Origin of the sequence: Clostridium sp. (genome assembly GCF_051656525.1) — a bacterium.
Classification (GTDB): Bacteria; Bacillota; Clostridia; order Clostridiales; family Clostridiaceae; genus Clostridium.
Map to the genome: position 1 here is coordinate 1 of NZ_JBOGCC010000111.1, position 14,639 is coordinate 14,639.

The window sequence follows — 14,639 nt, forward strand, 5'->3', positions numbered from 1 at the left end:
TTAAATCTTTATATCATTAATATATTCTAATCACAAAATTATTGTTACAAACTACTTTCCTAAAGTTCTTATCCATTTATTTGCTATATTTTCTTCATGCTTCTTGAACTTTTCATATTTTTTATAACTTCTCATGGCATGTTTAATTTCTTTATCTAATTCTTTTATATCCATGTGCTCTAAAACTTTTTCATTAGAATATACTTCTTTTATCGCTTCTTTTGAAGCTCTCTCTTCTTTAATATCATTTAAATTATTTAATAATCTTTTAAATAAATCTTTTTTACTAGAGATTTCCTTATCTGTTCCTTCATTTGCTATTGCTAAAAGAGTCTCTAATCTTTTTTTAGTATGTTTAAAAGTTATATCTTTAAGACTATCTTCAATTCCATACTCTTTTAAATATTTGTGAAAATCTTCTAAATTGTCTTCACCTTCAAATATTTTTTCTACTTCTACTTTTGTTAACTCTTCCATCTTTTTCACCTCTAATTAAATTTAATGTTTTTTACGATTAAATTTATTTCCTTCTTCTTTATGTTCTTCTTTTTGTTCTTCCTTTCTCATTTCATTTATTTGCACTTTTTTTGTGTGTACAATATCTTCTTTAAATCTTCTATTTTCTAAATCACTCATTTTATCCACCTCTTTAAATTTTTTCCAAAAGAATTTTCAAAAAAAAACTAATAACACTACACTTATATCTTTGATATATTTACATATATTTTTAGAATTTTAGTAGAAGTCATTAGCATACAGCATTTAAAGGTTAACCTCATAACCTATTATTTACTTTTTTATCTTTCCTTTGTTTGATTTTATTATACTCTTCCTATTTTTCTCTTTCAATAAATAAACTGTAAATTATTTTTATTTATTATTTAAATTATATTCTTCTTTTATTTTATTCCAAAAAAATGGTAATATATACTTAACATAACAGATAAGGGTGATTGATTTATGAGTAGTAAAAAAAAATTTAATAATAAAAAGAAAAATAATAAAAACAAAAATAACAAGAAAAAACAAATCCATTTAAAAGAAATAGAGAAAAATAATAAAAATTCCGAAAAATTAATTTATGATTTAGAACTTGGTCTTGATATGAATACTTTGCTAAAAAACAATATAACAATAGCTGATTTAGAAACACTTTCTATTGATAATCCAAAAGAAGAGAAAATGGAGTCAAAGGAATCATTTATTCCACTTTCAGATTTTTTAACTCCTGAAGCTTGCGAGCAATTACTTCCTAAAGATGATGGACTTTCAGAAGTTGCATGTACTGTAACATCTGATACACCACATTCTCTTCCTAAAGTAAAGGATTTAATGGTTAAAAAAAGTTCTTCCCCTATAAAAGCTAAAAAGAAGATATATCCTAATTCTTCTATAAAAACTGAACTTAAAATAGAGCCAAAATTAAAAATAGTAAAAAAGAATCCAGTTATAGAAGAAAAAATTCTAAATTCTTCTTTAGAAAATACTGTTATATCTTTTCCTATAGAAAATACTGAACTTCTTCAAACTGAAGTTGAAAGAAAAAAGTTTGAACTTAATAAATATCTTGAGGAAGAAGAAAAGTTTAAAGCTTTTGATAAGAAACTTGTAACTCTTACACGTGAAAAACTCCCTCAAAAAAAGAAAACTGGTTTTTCTAGACTTTTAGATAAGATATTTGTATAAGAAAAGGACTCTTCTAATTATTAGATGAGTCCTTTTCTTTGTGAATTTGAAACTTGTATATATTTAAATCTTTAAGTATAGAACAACCTATACTTAAGTTAGATTCCTATTATTGTCCTTGTGTATTTGTAGTATTATTTGTTCCACTATTTAAGCTCACTACTATATTTTGTTGATTATTACTAGCAGCATTTGGAACAGCTTCTGTTATATTAACTCCCATCGCTCCTTGTTCTACAGTATTTGATAAACTTACATTCACTGTAGTGCTACTTGGAACTTTGCTTCCTAATTGAGAGAAACTAGATTTTATTGCACTATTACTAAAACTACTATCAACAAATTCTTTAACTTTTGCACTTGAACCAAATGCTTGACTAAGATTTGGTGTATTATTTATTAAATTAGTTACTTGACTACGGATATTATCACATAATTTATCAGTACTTATTGTTGCATTTTGATTACTTCCTGTATTTTGTGCACTATTTGTTCCATTATTAATATTACTTGCAGTCGTATTATTTGTACTATTACTATTTGTATTATTATTAGTTTGATTATTTGTTAATGTTGCATTCTTTTGTGCTGGTGTTTCTGGTGTAGCTGTAGTATTTTGTACTGTTTGATCATTACCTGTAACTACTGCTGTTTTACCTATATTACTATTATTATTAGTTTGGTTTACTATGCCAGCTTCCTTCTCGCCATTTGTAAAGATTCCTTTTACCCAATTTACAAAACTATCAAAATGAACTTCTAGTTTATTCATAAATCCATTTAATTGACCTTGTTGATCTAAAACTTTATTTAGTTGCTCTTGCATATGATCTAAAGTTTTTTCCATTTCTGATTTATTATAATTTTGTTGTGATATTCCCACCATAACATTATTAAGGTCTTTTTCTTGAGCCGGTGTTAAACTAACCCCATAATTATTAGTTACATTATTGATTGTTTGTGCAACTTGACTTGAATCTTGATTTCCATTTTGGATTACTTTTGCCTTTACTCCATTTACTACTGCTGCTGCCTTAGTTTGTCCTACATTTGGATCACTAGCAATATTACTTGTAACTTGCATTTCTTTATTTGCAAGCTGCTTCTTTTCTGGACTTATAGTTTGTCCTGTTGCTTTTTCATATCCTGTCATAATACCAGTTAAAGCTCCTGTACCACTAACTGGGAATGGTGCTGCTGCAATTACATTAGCATTATATATTCCTGCTGTTGTTAATGCATTACTTATCATACTTGCTGTAACATAAGTTAAGTTAGCAGTCTTTACATTTATTCCCCCACTAGATGTTGGCTGTACATATGCACAAGAAATTGTTCTAGTTCCAATTTCTGACTCTGGAACAATACCTTGTAACTCTTGTTGCTCTTCTTGGTTATTTATCATTATTTTTTCATAGCTTCCATTTGGTGCATTGAAATACTGTAGCATTTCTTGTTGTTGCTGACTATTTAAATTTGCTCCTATAGATATTACATTAAATTGATCTGCAAAAGCTGAAAGCCCTGGAAGCATTATGCTACCTGCAATAGCTAAACTCACTGTAATTCCTATAATTTTTTTTCTTTTCATTTATAAATCCTCCTAGTAAATCTAAATAATATTTACTTAGTACATAGTTTGCCACAACCATTTTAGGAATGCAACTATATCATAAATTTTTAAGAAATTTTAAAAATTATCTTCTTATTCCCAATATTTATTACAAATTTGTCTTTCTTTTGTAATATAAAATTTCTTTTTCTTATTATTAAAATAGCTAGTAAAATCTCTTTTACTAGCTACTTATTATCTTAAATTAAAGAATGCATCTTTTCCTCTATATTCAGCTACATCTTCAAGTTCTTCTTCAATTCTTAGGAGTCTATTATATTTAGAAACTCTTTCTGATCTTGCAGGTGCTCCTGTTTTTATTTGCCCTGCATTTACTGCAACTACTAGATCTGCAATTGTAGTATCTTCTGTTTCACCTGATCTATGAGAAATAACAGCTGTATATCCTGCTCTATTTGCCATTTCAATTGCATTTAATGTTTCTGTTAAAGTTCCAATTTGATTTAATTTTATAAGAATTGAATTTGTAATTCCTTTTTCAATTCCCATTTTTAATCTTTCTGTATTTGTTACAAAAAGATCATCTCCTACTAGCTGAATTCTCTTTCCTAATCTTTCAGTCATTATCTTCCAACCTTCATAATCTTCTTCAGCCATTCCATCTTCAATTGAAATAATAGGATATTTATTTACCAGATTTTCATAAAAATCTACCATCTCTTTTGGTGTCAATGTTTTTCCTTCATGTTTCAATACATATTTTCCATCTTCAAAAAATTCCGATGATGCAGGATCTAATGCGATAAACATTTCCTCACCTGGTTTAAATCCGGCATTATTTATAGCTTCAATTATAACTTCTATTGCTTCTTCATTTGATTTTAAATTTGGTGCAAATCCACCTTCATCTCCAACTCCTGTTGAATATCCTTTTTCATTTAAAAGCTTTTTAAGTGAATGATATACTCCTGCACACATTCTTAAAGCTTCACTAAAGCTTTTAGCTCCAACTGGCATAACCATAAACTCTTGTAAATCAACTGAATTATCAGCATGTTCACCACCATTTATAATATTCATCATAGGTACTGGTAACACTTTTGCATTTACCCCACCTACATACTGGTATAATGGAAGTCCTAAATACTTAGCGCTTGCTTTTGCTACTGCTAAGGAAACTCCCAATATAGCATTTGCTCCAAGCTTTCCTTTATTTTTTGTTCCATCAATTCTTATAAGTTCTTTATCTATAAATGTTTGATTTAAGGCATTTAATCCTATAAGCTCATCTGCAATAATTTCATTTACATTTTTAACTGCATTTAAAACACCTTTTCCATTATATCTTTCTTTATCATTATCTCTAAGCTCTACTGCTTCATATATTCCTGTAGATGCACCTGATGGAACAGCTGCTCTACCTATAGTACCATCTTCTAAAACAACCTCAACTTCTACTGTTGGAAATGCTCTTGAATCTAAAATTTCTCTTGCTCTTATATCTACTATTTCTGCAAATCTCTTCATTTTTGTTCCTCCTTTTAAACTATTTAAAATAGTTTTCTCTTTCTATAATTTTATTATACACTTTTTTATTGATAATTTCAATCAATTAGTAAGGATAATCATTATTTTTAAAACTTTATTTTCCTCATTTTTTTTGTTACAATAACTTTAATTTAATTTTAAAAGGGAGATTTTTATGAAATTTTTATATGATAGATATGGTATAGATATTTTTTCTATATTTTTATTATTTTTAAGTAGCATTTTAAATATTTTTAGATATACTCACTACATTGGATTAGTTATACTAATTTTAATTATTTTCAGAGCACTATCAAAAAACAAATATAAAAGAAATGAAGAAAACATAAAGTTTATTACTCTTATAAATAAACTCCTAAAAAAATTCAATAAACAGTTACCTTATAATATGCCTACTTTAAACTTTAATAGTTTAGCTTATTTTAAACAAGCATATTCAATATACAAAACTCAAAAGAACATAAAAAAAGAGCAAAATAAAAACTTTAAAATTCTTACTTGCCCAAACTGTGGTCAAAAACTAAGAGTTCCAAAAGGTAAAAAGAAAATAGTAGTAACATGTAGTCGTTGCAAAAAAGAATTTAAAGCTAAAAGCTAAATTAATTAAAAGTTTAGAATGAGGAATTGAGGAAAAAACTCGCTATGGCGAGTTTTAAAAATAAAAAAAGAATTGGTAACGCCAATTCTTTTTATTTTAAATTTCAAATTTTTTCACGCTTAACCTAAGACTTTCCCTACGATAAAATTTACCACCAGGTAAATTTTGAGCCTCTATATAAGAGTTGCTTGCAACTCCCCCTAATTTTTCATTCTTAATTACAAAGCCTTCCTGCTAAATTCCCAGTTGAAAAGGCAATTTGCAAGTTATATCCTCCAGTTTCTGCATCCACGTCCATAACTTCTCCTGCAAAGTAAAGTCTTTTTACTTTTTTAGATTCTAATGTAGATGAGTTTATATTTTTTACTGATACTCCTCCACTTGTAACTTGTGCTGCTTTTATTGTTAATGTTTCTAATACTGTAAGATTCATTTCTTTAACCATTTGAAGAAATTTATTTTCACTTTTCTTTTTAAGCTCTGAAGATTTAACTCCTGTTAATTCACACATTTCACCAATCTCTTTTAAGAAACTTTGTATTAATGTTCCTTTTAAGTTATTTAAAACATCTTTTGAAGGATTTTCTTTCATCTTTTTACTTAACTCTTCTCTTGATATTTCTGGAAGAAAATCTAATGTTAATATAACTTCTTCCTCTTCTAAACCTTTATTAATATATGATGATAATTTTAATACTGCTGGTCCTGATATACCAAAATGCGTAAATATCATATCTCCTCTTTGCTCAAATTTCTTTTTCTTAACTTTTGCTTTTATTAAAACATCTTTCATTGATATTCCCTGAAGTTTCTTTGCAAAATCTTCTTTTATAACTAAAGGAATAAGTGCTGGATATTGCTTTTTAATATCATGCCCATACTTCTCTAATATTCCATACATACTTCCATCTGAACCTGTTAAAGGAAAGCTCTTTCCTCCTGTTGCTATGATTAAATTATCACACATAATCTTTTCTATATCATTCACAACTATTCCTTTTATTTCTCCTTCTTCTACAATAAGGTCTGTAACGTTTTTATTATATAAAACCTTAACATTATGCTCTCTTAAGTCATCTCTTAAAATATTTATAACATCATCTGCTTTATTATTATCTGTATAAACTTTTCTATCTAACTCTTCTTTATATCTTAGTCCTTTACTTTTAAAATAATCTAATACATCTAAATTTGTATATGTATAAAAAGCTGAATATAAAAATTTCTTATTAGTTACTACTTTTTCAAGCATTTCACTAATATCTCTATTATTTGTTATGTTACATCTTCCTCCACCAGTTAACTTTAATTTTTTACCAATCTCTTCAGTTTTTTCAATTAAAATCACTTCATTTTCTTCTGATGCCTTAATTGCTGCCGTTATTCCTGCTGGTCCACCACCAACTACTATTACTTTTTTCATATGATAACCTCTTACTCTAAATATTCTTCCTTTTTTCAGGAGATACTATTTTTAATATATAAATTATATACTTAATTTATATTAAGTTCTACATTTTGATAAATTACTTTTATATTCTATTAAAACTTTATCTATATTTTTATGATAATATTTAGTATATTTTTAAAAAGGAGTTGATTTTTTATGTCAACAACACTTAGTTTAGATAGAAATTATTTAGATGATGAAGATGACTTTAATGAATATAAACCTAAAAAGAAAAAAACTCTACTCAAAGTTATAATTTCTATAATAGTAGTTCTTATAATTTTTATTGTAGGATTTATATGTTGTTATTTATATTTCAATAATAAAGATCTTTCATCTATTAACTCAAATATAAATACTTATAATAATTTAGTAACTACAATTAATCAGAGTAATACACCTACTTCCGCAAACTATATCTCTTATAGCACACAATTTTCTAATCTTTCCAATACATTTAAAAGCTATGAAAATTCAATTTTTTTAAATAATGAAAGTAAGACTCTAGCTACAAACTATGCAAACCTTACATCTTATTTAGCTTATAATGAAGATTTATTATCACAATATCTAACTTATACAGCAGAAGTAGAAAATCTAAATTCACCTAATTTAGATCAACTTCAAGGATTGATAAATAAATTTAATGGGCTTTTATCAAGTAATGATTTTACTCAAATGAAAAATATGTATGCTAACAATCCATTTGTAAATCAAAATATTGCTAAAGCTAGTTCTCCTACTGTATTTGAAGACATGGTAAATAAAACTGTTTCTAAACTTTCAAATACTAGTAAATATGAGCTTTTTGCAAATAATGTAGCAAATTTCTTTGGACTTGGCAACATATTTAAAAACAGTATGCAAATGACTGACTAAAGACTGTCTATATAGGCAGTCTTTGTTTTTTATGATTTTACATAATATTTTGTGCCCCTAAAAATTCATTAAATTTTAACTTTCTAATTGACCATCTGGTCAATTAATGGTAAAATATTCCTAATTAAACAAATAGTCTATGAAAGGAGTTTTATGAAAACTAATTTAATTACAACAAAAAAAAATCTAGTTTTAGATATATCTATAACAGAATTTGCTCTCCATGGATATAAAGGAACCTCAACTAATATAATCTGTAAAAAGTCTTCTATATCTAAAGGGCTCTTATACCACTACTTTACATCTAAAGAGAATTTATATCGTGAAACTTTGCAATATGCTATAAATATTTTTAAAGCTAATATTACTTTGGATTTTTCAAATAATAAAAAAGGAATTGATTATATAAGTGAATATTTCAACTTAAAATTCAAATTTTTTAGTGAAAATCCTCTAATCTCTAAGATCATCATAGGTTCTTTTTTGAACACTTCTATTGATGGTGTTTCTGAGATCTTTTCTGAATTTGAGTCTTATAATAATAGTCTCATTTATGCAATTCTAGATTCAATCTCTATTAATTCTAAATTTGATAAATTTAAAGCTTTTGAACTAATTATTTTAATTTCTGAAAAACTTGAAGAAAAACATTTAAAAAATATTCCAAATGAAAGCCCTGACATACTTGTTGAGAATTTTAGAAGAGAACATAAACTTATGCTTGAAATGGTCTTTTGTGGAATAGATAACTAAAGGGATGGTGTAAAATTATGATTAAGGATATTTTAATGGTAGTACTCCTTACTATCATTACATTTTTTATGGGAAAAGCAGTAGCAAAATTAAAGTTGCCTGCTATTTTAGGTTGGCTTATATCAGGAATGATTTTAGGTCCACATCTTTTAAATTTATTAAATAATGAAATTCTAAATGCTTCATGGTTTCATATAGTAATGAATGTTTGTGAAGTTTTAGTAGGTACTTTTGTAGGAAGTGAACTTATTTTAAGTGATTTAAAAAAATCTTTTAAAAAGCTTATAACTATCTGCCTTTTTGAAGGTTTTAGTGCATTTTTCTTAGTAAGCTTTGCATTCTTAATCTTTACAGATATTAAAACTCCAATTTGTTTTGTATTTGGAGCAATTGCTCTTGCAACTGCTCCTGCTCCTTCACTTTCAATAATCAAAGAGTATAATGCAAAAGGACCTGTTTCAAAAACACTCATCCCTATTGCTGCACTTGATGATATACTTGCTGTTATTGTCTTTTTCTTGGTAATTGGTCTTGTATCTAGAAATGGAGCAACTAGTTTCACAAATATTTTAAATATTTTCTTAATGCTATCAATTCCTCTTTTAATTGGATCATTAATAGGGTTTCTTGGCAAAAAAGTATTTAATAAAGACTTAGATAAAAAAAATATTATTTTAAGATTTTTCTTACTTATAATTACTATTGTAACTCTAGGTATTTTTGTTAATTCATATATTTTACCTATTAATCTTTTCTTATGTGGAATTTCTTTTTCTTTTATTTTAGTTAATTTAGTTGAAAAGGAACGTATTGAAACTGTCTTACATTCTATGAATCCATTTATAGGTATTGCCCTTATAATTATGATATTAAACTTAGGAGCACCTTTAAATTATAAACTAATTATAAATTCGGGTATTCTTACAGTAATATATATTTTATTTAGAGGACTTGGAAAAGTCTTAGGGTCTTTCTTAGGCTCTAAAATTTCAAATGCAGAACCTACAGTTGCTAAATATTTAGGCTTTGCTTTACTTCCTCATTCTGGTGTTTCACTAGTTTTTACTGGAATTGCAGTAACTTCATTATCAGGTCTTTTCCCAGAATCTACTGAAATACTTCAAGGAACAATAGCCTCTGCTGCTGTTATAAATGAAATTATTGCAGTCTTTCTTGCTAAACGTTCATTTACACTTGCTGGAGAAATAGAATCAACTTGTAATATTCCTATTGAACACACTGTGCTACATTAAAATATACAAAAAAAGGAAGCAAAGAATAAAATCTTGCTTCCTTTCTATATTTAAAGACATCTATTATGGTCTTAATCCAACTCCACCTTGTACTGATATTGTTTCTCCTGTTATATATTCCCCTGCTTCTGAACATAAGAATACACAAGTTCCTCCAATATTTTTCTCTGCATCTCCAAAGTGTTTCAATGGTATATTATTTATTGTTTGTTTATAAAGATCTGGATATTCTTCTCTCCATTGTTCTAAACGTTTAGTTAGTGCTAATGGACAAACTACATTAACTCTAATTCCAAATTCTCCCCATTCATGAGCTGCAACCCTTGAAAGTCCTCTAATACCTTCTTTAGATGCTGCATATGAACTTTGTCCAGCTTCTCCTGAAAAGGCTGCTGCTGAACCAAAGTTAATAATTGATCCACCTTTTTCTTTCATATAAGGAAACGCTTCTTTCATGAAGAAAAATGTTGCATATAAACCTGTATTTATAGCTAAATCAAAATCTTCTTTTGAATGATTAATTAACAATTCTCCAGATTTTGAAGCTTGAGCAACATTTATTAAATTATCTATTTTTCCAAAACAATCTACTGTTCTTCTAATTGCTTCCTGAACCTCTTCTTCTTTTCCACCATCTACTTTTATAGTTAAAACTTCAACATTATATTTTTCTTCTATATTTTTCTTTACTCTCTCTAAATTATCTAAATTAATATCTGTTAAAACTAAATTAGAACCTTCTTTAGCAAAAGCATTTGCTACTCCTTCTCCAATTCCTCCAGCTGCTCCAGTTACTATTGTTACTCTTTTTTCCATGTTCATAATAACATCTCCTCTTTTGTGTCTATATTTCTTGTTTAGTAATATACCACTCTAAAATTTTTCTTACAATCATTTCCTATGAAATTTAACTAATATCACAATTAAGTCAAGTTTGTATTATAAATTTCACAATTGAAACTATTATTTATTCTTTTTATACTAGAGTTTAATGATATAATTTACACATACACCAAGTTAGAAATTTTATATAATTACCATATCTTTTGTCCATTTATTTAACTTTTTACCATCTTCTGTTGTTACAGTAACTTTTTGAAAAAATTTAGAGGAATCTTTTACACCACCTATAGATATAACTTATAAGATTCCAATATCACTTATATTCCTAACCAAATATTCTTCTGTTTTTCCTGCTGCTACTTTATCAAATTTCTCAAACATTACTAGTTGCTTTATATTTAAAATATCTAAGTCACTTAATAACTCTTTTATATATACAACTGGTGTATCAATCTTTAATATAAGATCTGTTATTGAAAAAATTATATCTGGTTTATATTCTTCTAAATTTTCAATTTGAAGAACTGAGAAAGTTTCTATGCATGCCTTAGTAAAAAGACTTTCAAGCTTTAGCTTAATTAAATAAGAACTTCCTTCTCCTGATGCGCAGACAATTGCAATTTTTTTATAATTTTTCAGTTTATCTAATACTTCTTTTTCCATATGAAGTATAAAATATATTGTTATAAATCCTATCTCATCTCTTGTTGCAACTACATTATATTTTTCTTTAAGTCTATTGCTTAAAGCTATTACTATATTAAAGACCATTGGATATTTTATAGATATTTCGTCTATAATTGGATTTTTGTAAGATACATTCTTTCTTAATCTATTAACAAGTGCAACTACATGTGTAAGCAATAAATGTTTGAAATTTTCATCCTTATTAAAAGATGTTTTATTTTCTTCATCAATTTCTTTTAAAAATTCACTTAGAATAGATCCAAGCTCTTCTAAAAATTCCTCATCTTTTTTAACAGTTCTTGATTTTCTTTTTATTAAAGATTCAAATTCCTCTACATCTTCACTTTTTACTCCAACTTCAAACTGTTTGTTTATCTTTTTTATAATCTGTATATCCTTATCTTCATTTAGAGATGTTTTTTCTTTTAAATTAATATAAATTACAACTTTAAGCCACGTGACTAACTGTGTTAATTCTATATAATTAATTATTACCTCTTTTTCCTTTAAAGTATCTATAAGACACTTTTGGACCATTTTAAATCTTTCATCAATATAGAAATCTATTTCATTTATTACAAATTCATTTTCATTTGAGTAAAGATGAATAAGAAGATCTCTTCTCAATTTAAGCTTCTCTTCTATTCTTAAACCATAGTGAGTTTTTCTTTCCATTTTCAAATTGAAATTTTCAAGATATTCATCCATCTCTTTTTTAAACCCCTTAAATGTTGATTTACTTGATTTAAATATTTGAATTAAATTTTCTATAGATTCATATTCTTCTCTAAAACTTAAGTAAGCTATAATATTTTCTGCTGAAACTTTAGGTTCTTCAGATAATTTTATAAGTTCATTTCTAAACTCTAAAAATTTTTTCTCATCTAAAACTTCTAGTAAATATCCACTTCCTCTCTTTTCTATTAAGTGAAATCCTCTTTTCTTTGATATATTTGAAATATAAGAAAATTCATTTTGCAATGTTCTTTTTGAGATAGAATATTTATTTATAAAATATTCTAAAGATAAATAATCCTTTGACTCTATTAAATCATTGATAATATTTAACTCTCTCATAACCTTCCTCCTAAACCTTAGTTTTTGTCGATTCACCCTTCTACATCCTTATTGTAAATAATTTCACCCATATATAAAATATTAACAATTACGTCCTAAAGTGAAAAAATAATCCATAATAGACAATTTTCTTCATTATATCATATTGTTAATAAATTGTTTCTGTTTTTTTAACAAGTTTTGTTAATATATTTTTCAAAATTCATATCCCTACAGTTTTGTTTTTAACATTATCCTAATTACTATTATAATTTTTTTATTATTTGATTACACTTTATTCATATTGATTACTTATTATAATGATATAATTATATTTATTTCTATATTTTAAAAAGGACGTGATTACAATCTTTGATTTAAAAAAAGAAATTAATTTCTACAAAATAATCTGGTTATTCATGGTTGGTTCTGTTTTAGGGTTCATTGTTGAAACATTATGGTGTTTTATTAAAAATGGTTATTTTCAAAACAGACAAGGTCTTATTTATGGTCCATTCATTCCAGTCTATGGAATCGCCTTTGCCTTATGTGCTATAATTCTCTATAGATTTGCTCATAAGCGTGGGTCTCTTATATTTTTAGTCAGTGGTATTTTAGGTGGTATTTTTGAATACTGTTGTTCATGGGGTCAACAATTTCTAACTGGAACAGTTTCATGGAACTATACAAAAGCAGCTCTTAGCATTGGTGGTAGAACAAGTGTCCAATACTGTGTTTTTTGGGGTGTTCTTGGAGTATTCTTTATTAAAGAAGTTTATCCTCTATTCAATAAATTCTTCAATTATTTTTCACCAAAAAAAATTAAAATTATAACATATATTTGTATTATACTTATGGTTCCTAATATTCTAATATCTACACTTGCTGTAAGACGTGAGGTAGCTAGAATGAATCATATACCTGCTACAAATGCTGTTGATCGATTTTTAGATAAACATTATCCAGACTCTTATCTAAAAAAAGTTTTTCCAAATATGATTTTCCCAAAATCAACAGATTTAAATACAAAGTAGATATTTTTCTACTTTGTATTTTTTTATATCTTTCTCTACTTATTTTTTCTATTTCTATTTATTTTTTAATCAATCTTATAGTTATTTTTTTCTTATTCTACATTTTACATATTTTAAAATTTCGCTTTAAATTAATTTTTACAGTATAATTTATTTATTAATTTAAATGAGGTGATTTTTATGTTAGAAAAAAGTTTAGTATTAATAAAGCCAGATGCGGTTGAAAGAAATCTTATAGGTGAAATCATAAATATTTATGAAAAAAATAATTTAAAAGTTGTTGCTTTAAATTTAGAACAAGTTTCAAGAGCAAAAGCTATGGAACATTATGAAGAACATAAGGGTAAGCCTTATTTTGAGGAACTAATAACTTATTTAACTAGAAGTCCATTAGTATCTATGATTTTAGAAGGTGAAGATGCTATTGAAGTAGTTAGAAATTTAAATGGACCTGCTAAAAACCCAGCTAAAGATACAATTCGTGGAAAATATGAACTGTCATTAACTGCTGATTCAGTTCATGGTTCAGATTCTTTAGAAAATGCTAAAAGAGAAATATCTCTTTGGTTTAATTAACCTCTTTAATAAATTAAAATACGAGTGATAAGAAATATTTCTTATCACTCGTATTTTTTATATTATACTATAAAGAATCCTTCGACTTTCCCTGTATTATCGAGAGTTACTTTAAAGTTCATCACTCCTTTTTCAAAATTTCCTTTATATACATTTTCAAGATTTCCATTACTATTTATTGTTTGTATATATTGAAAACTTTTTGCAGTTCCGAGTTTTTGATTTGATACATCAACCAATTTATCAAAAGCACTTTTAGCTCCCATTTTTTCTGTACAAATAGCTTTATAGTTATTGAAATTATTTGTATCTATAGCATTTAAGAGCTCTGTTGTTTTTTGATTATAATTTTTTACATCTTTTGCTTGTACATTATTTATAATATAAAATCCTGCTACTTGCCCCTCTTTATTAAATGTTATACTTATACTTATTATCACATTGTTATTTTCTAATTTATATATATTACTTGTAAAATCATCTTTCTTTTCAGTTTCTATATATTTTAAATTCTTTGTACTCTTTATATTCTTATTTACTATATCTTTCACCTTATTAAATGAATCATCTGTTCCCATTTTAGAATCGCAGATATTTTTATATTCATTATAATTGTTGCTAATAATTACATTTAAAAACTCAGTTGTTTTACTATTATAATTTGTAATTTCACCTTGATTAATTATTTCTAAATTAGGCATTT

Annotated in this window: 15 protein-coding genes and 1 riboswitch; of the genes, 7 read left to right on the plus strand and 8 right to left on the minus strand. The window is 26.3% G+C overall.

From position 1 onward, the window contains the following. Nucleotides 1-51: 51 nt before the first annotated feature. Nucleotides 52-477: a hypothetical protein gene (locus ACRDDY_RS04885; protein ID WP_438563851.1), complete on the minus strand. Its 426-nt coding sequence runs from the start codon at nt 475-477 to the stop codon at nt 52-54. Between the two features lie 21 nt (nt 478-498). Then, nucleotides 499-636 carry a hypothetical protein gene (locus ACRDDY_RS04890; protein ID WP_438563852.1) on the minus strand — a complete coding sequence of 46 codons (138 nt, stop codon included), beginning with the start codon at nt 634-636 and terminating at the stop codon, nt 499-501. Nucleotides 637-732: 96 nt separating this feature from the next. Beyond that, a riboswitch (Fluoride riboswitch) is annotated at nt 733-792 on the minus strand. Nucleotides 793-960: 168 nt separating this feature from the next. Between ACRDDY_RS04890 and ACRDDY_RS04895 the strand changes: the two genes are divergently transcribed. Continuing rightward, a complete protein-coding gene (locus tag ACRDDY_RS04895) occupies nt 961-1,686 on the plus strand; it encodes a hypothetical protein (RefSeq protein ID WP_438563853.1) in 726 nt (241 codons plus the stop codon). A 109-nt stretch (nt 1,687-1,795) separates the two neighbouring features. On the opposite strand, the gene ACRDDY_RS04900 is transcribed toward ACRDDY_RS04895, so the two are convergent. Together ACRDDY_RS04900 and eno are read right to left on the minus strand one after the other, a co-directional pair. Continuing rightward, nucleotides 1,796-3,277, minus strand: coding sequence for a DUF1002 domain-containing protein (locus ACRDDY_RS04900; protein ID WP_438563854.1), 1,482 nt, complete (start codon nt 3,275-3,277; stop codon nt 1,796-1,798). Between the two features lie 216 nt (nt 3,278-3,493). Then, on the minus strand, nt 3,494-4,786 hold the full coding sequence (eno, locus tag ACRDDY_RS04905) for a phosphopyruvate hydratase (protein WP_438563855.1): 1,293 nt from the start codon (nt 4,784-4,786) through the stop codon (nt 3,494-3,496). Between the two features lie 175 nt (nt 4,787-4,961). On the opposite strand from eno, the gene ACRDDY_RS04910 reads away from it, so the two are divergent. Next, the gene (locus ACRDDY_RS04910) at nt 4,962-5,405 is read left to right on the plus strand and encodes a hypothetical protein (RefSeq protein ID WP_438563856.1); all 444 of its coding nucleotides are present in this window, start codon (nt 4,962-4,964) and stop codon (nt 5,403-5,405) included. Nucleotides 5,406-5,619: 214 nt separating this feature from the next. On the opposite strand, the gene ACRDDY_RS04915 is transcribed toward ACRDDY_RS04910, so the two are convergent. Further along, complete coding sequence (locus ACRDDY_RS04915) at nt 5,620-6,828, minus strand: NAD(P)/FAD-dependent oxidoreductase (protein WP_438563857.1); 1,209 nt, start codon at nt 6,826-6,828, stop codon at nt 5,620-5,622. A gap of 183 nt (nt 6,829-7,011) precedes the next feature. Here ACRDDY_RS04915 and ACRDDY_RS04920 point away from each other — a divergent pair, with 183 nt between their 5' ends. The 3 genes from ACRDDY_RS04920 (at nt 7,012) to ACRDDY_RS04930 (ending at nt 9,740) form a co-directional block, all read left to right on the plus strand. Beyond that, entirely contained in the window at nt 7,012-7,734 is a 723-nt protein-coding gene (locus ACRDDY_RS04920) for a hypothetical protein (RefSeq protein ID WP_438563858.1), read from the plus strand. 153 nt (nt 7,735-7,887) lie between these two features. After that, entirely contained in the window at nt 7,888-8,487 is a 600-nt protein-coding gene (locus tag ACRDDY_RS04925; protein ID WP_438563859.1) for a TetR/AcrR family transcriptional regulator, read from the plus strand. Nucleotides 8,488-8,504: 17 nt separating this feature from the next. After that, nucleotides 8,505-9,740: a cation:proton antiporter gene (locus ACRDDY_RS04930; RefSeq protein ID WP_438563860.1), complete on the plus strand. Its 1,236-nt coding sequence runs from the start codon at nt 8,505-8,507 to the stop codon at nt 9,738-9,740. Nucleotides 9,741-9,803: 63 nt separating this feature from the next. Here ACRDDY_RS04930 and ACRDDY_RS04935 read toward each other — a convergent pair whose 3' ends face one another. After that, nucleotides 9,804-10,562, minus strand: a complete 759-nt coding sequence (locus ACRDDY_RS04935) for an SDR family NAD(P)-dependent oxidoreductase (RefSeq protein WP_438563861.1) — start codon at nt 10,560-10,562, stop codon at nt 9,804-9,806. A 318-nt stretch (nt 10,563-10,880) separates the two neighbouring features. Further along, on the minus strand, nt 10,881-12,347 hold the full coding sequence (locus ACRDDY_RS04940; RefSeq protein WP_438563862.1) for a BglG family transcription antiterminator: 1,467 nt from the start codon (nt 12,345-12,347) through the stop codon (nt 10,881-10,883). 338 nt (nt 12,348-12,685) lie between these two features. Between ACRDDY_RS04940 and ACRDDY_RS04945 the strand changes: the two genes are divergently transcribed. Then, on the plus strand, nt 12,686-13,360 hold the full coding sequence (locus ACRDDY_RS04945; RefSeq protein WP_438563863.1) for a putative ABC transporter permease: 675 nt from the start codon (nt 12,686-12,688) through the stop codon (nt 13,358-13,360). Nucleotides 13,361-13,540: 180 nt separating this feature from the next. Beyond that, a complete protein-coding gene (ndk, locus tag ACRDDY_RS04950) occupies nt 13,541-13,936 on the plus strand; it encodes a nucleoside-diphosphate kinase (protein WP_438563864.1) in 396 nt (131 codons plus the stop codon). Between the two features lie 62 nt (nt 13,937-13,998). Here the strand turns inward: ndk and ACRDDY_RS04955 are convergent. Then, nucleotides 13,999-14,639, minus strand: a 641-nt coding sequence (locus ACRDDY_RS04955; protein ID WP_438563865.1) for a hypothetical protein, incomplete at its 5' end; no start/stop codon positions are given.

What these genes read in the sequence shown, in the direction of transcription:
- ACRDDY_RS04915 (WP_438563857.1), bottom strand. Translation starts at nt 6,828, where the DNA reads ATGAAAAAAGTAATAGTAGTTGGTGGTGGACCAGCAGGAATAACGGCA.
- ACRDDY_RS04925 (WP_438563859.1), top strand. Translation starts at nt 7,888, where the DNA reads ATGAAAACTAATTTAATTACAACAAAAAAAAATCTAGTTTTAGATATA.
- ACRDDY_RS04890 (WP_438563852.1), bottom strand. Translation starts at nt 636, where the DNA reads ATGAGTGATTTAGAAAATAGAAGATTTAAAGAAGATATTGTACACACA.
- eno (WP_438563855.1), bottom strand. Translation starts at nt 4,786, where the DNA reads ATGAAGAGATTTGCAGAAATAGTAGATATAAGAGCAAGAGAAATTTTA.
- ACRDDY_RS04900 (WP_438563854.1), bottom strand. Translation starts at nt 3,277, where the DNA reads ATGAAAAGAAAAAAAATTATAGGAATTACAGTGAGTTTAGCTATTGCA.
- ACRDDY_RS04910 (WP_438563856.1), top strand. Translation starts at nt 4,962, where the DNA reads ATGAAATTTTTATATGATAGATATGGTATAGATATTTTTTCTATATTT.
- ACRDDY_RS04895 (WP_438563853.1), top strand. Translation starts at nt 961, where the DNA reads ATGAGTAGTAAAAAAAAATTTAATAATAAAAAGAAAAATAATAAAAAC.
- ndk (WP_438563864.1), top strand. Translation starts at nt 13,541, where the DNA reads ATGTTAGAAAAAAGTTTAGTATTAATAAAGCCAGATGCGGTTGAAAGA.
- ACRDDY_RS04940 (WP_438563862.1), bottom strand. Translation starts at nt 12,347, where the DNA reads ATGAGAGAGTTAAATATTATCAATGATTTAATAGAGTCAAAGGATTAT.
- ACRDDY_RS04935 (WP_438563861.1), bottom strand. Translation starts at nt 10,562, where the DNA reads ATGAACATGGAAAAAAGAGTAACAATAGTAACTGGAGCAGCTGGAGGA.
- ACRDDY_RS04885 (WP_438563851.1), bottom strand. Translation starts at nt 477, where the DNA reads ATGGAAGAGTTAACAAAAGTAGAAGTAGAAAAAATATTTGAAGGTGAA.
- ACRDDY_RS04930 (WP_438563860.1), top strand. Translation starts at nt 8,505, where the DNA reads ATGATTAAGGATATTTTAATGGTAGTACTCCTTACTATCATTACATTT.
- ACRDDY_RS04920 (WP_438563858.1), top strand. Translation starts at nt 7,012, where the DNA reads ATGTCAACAACACTTAGTTTAGATAGAAATTATTTAGATGATGAAGAT.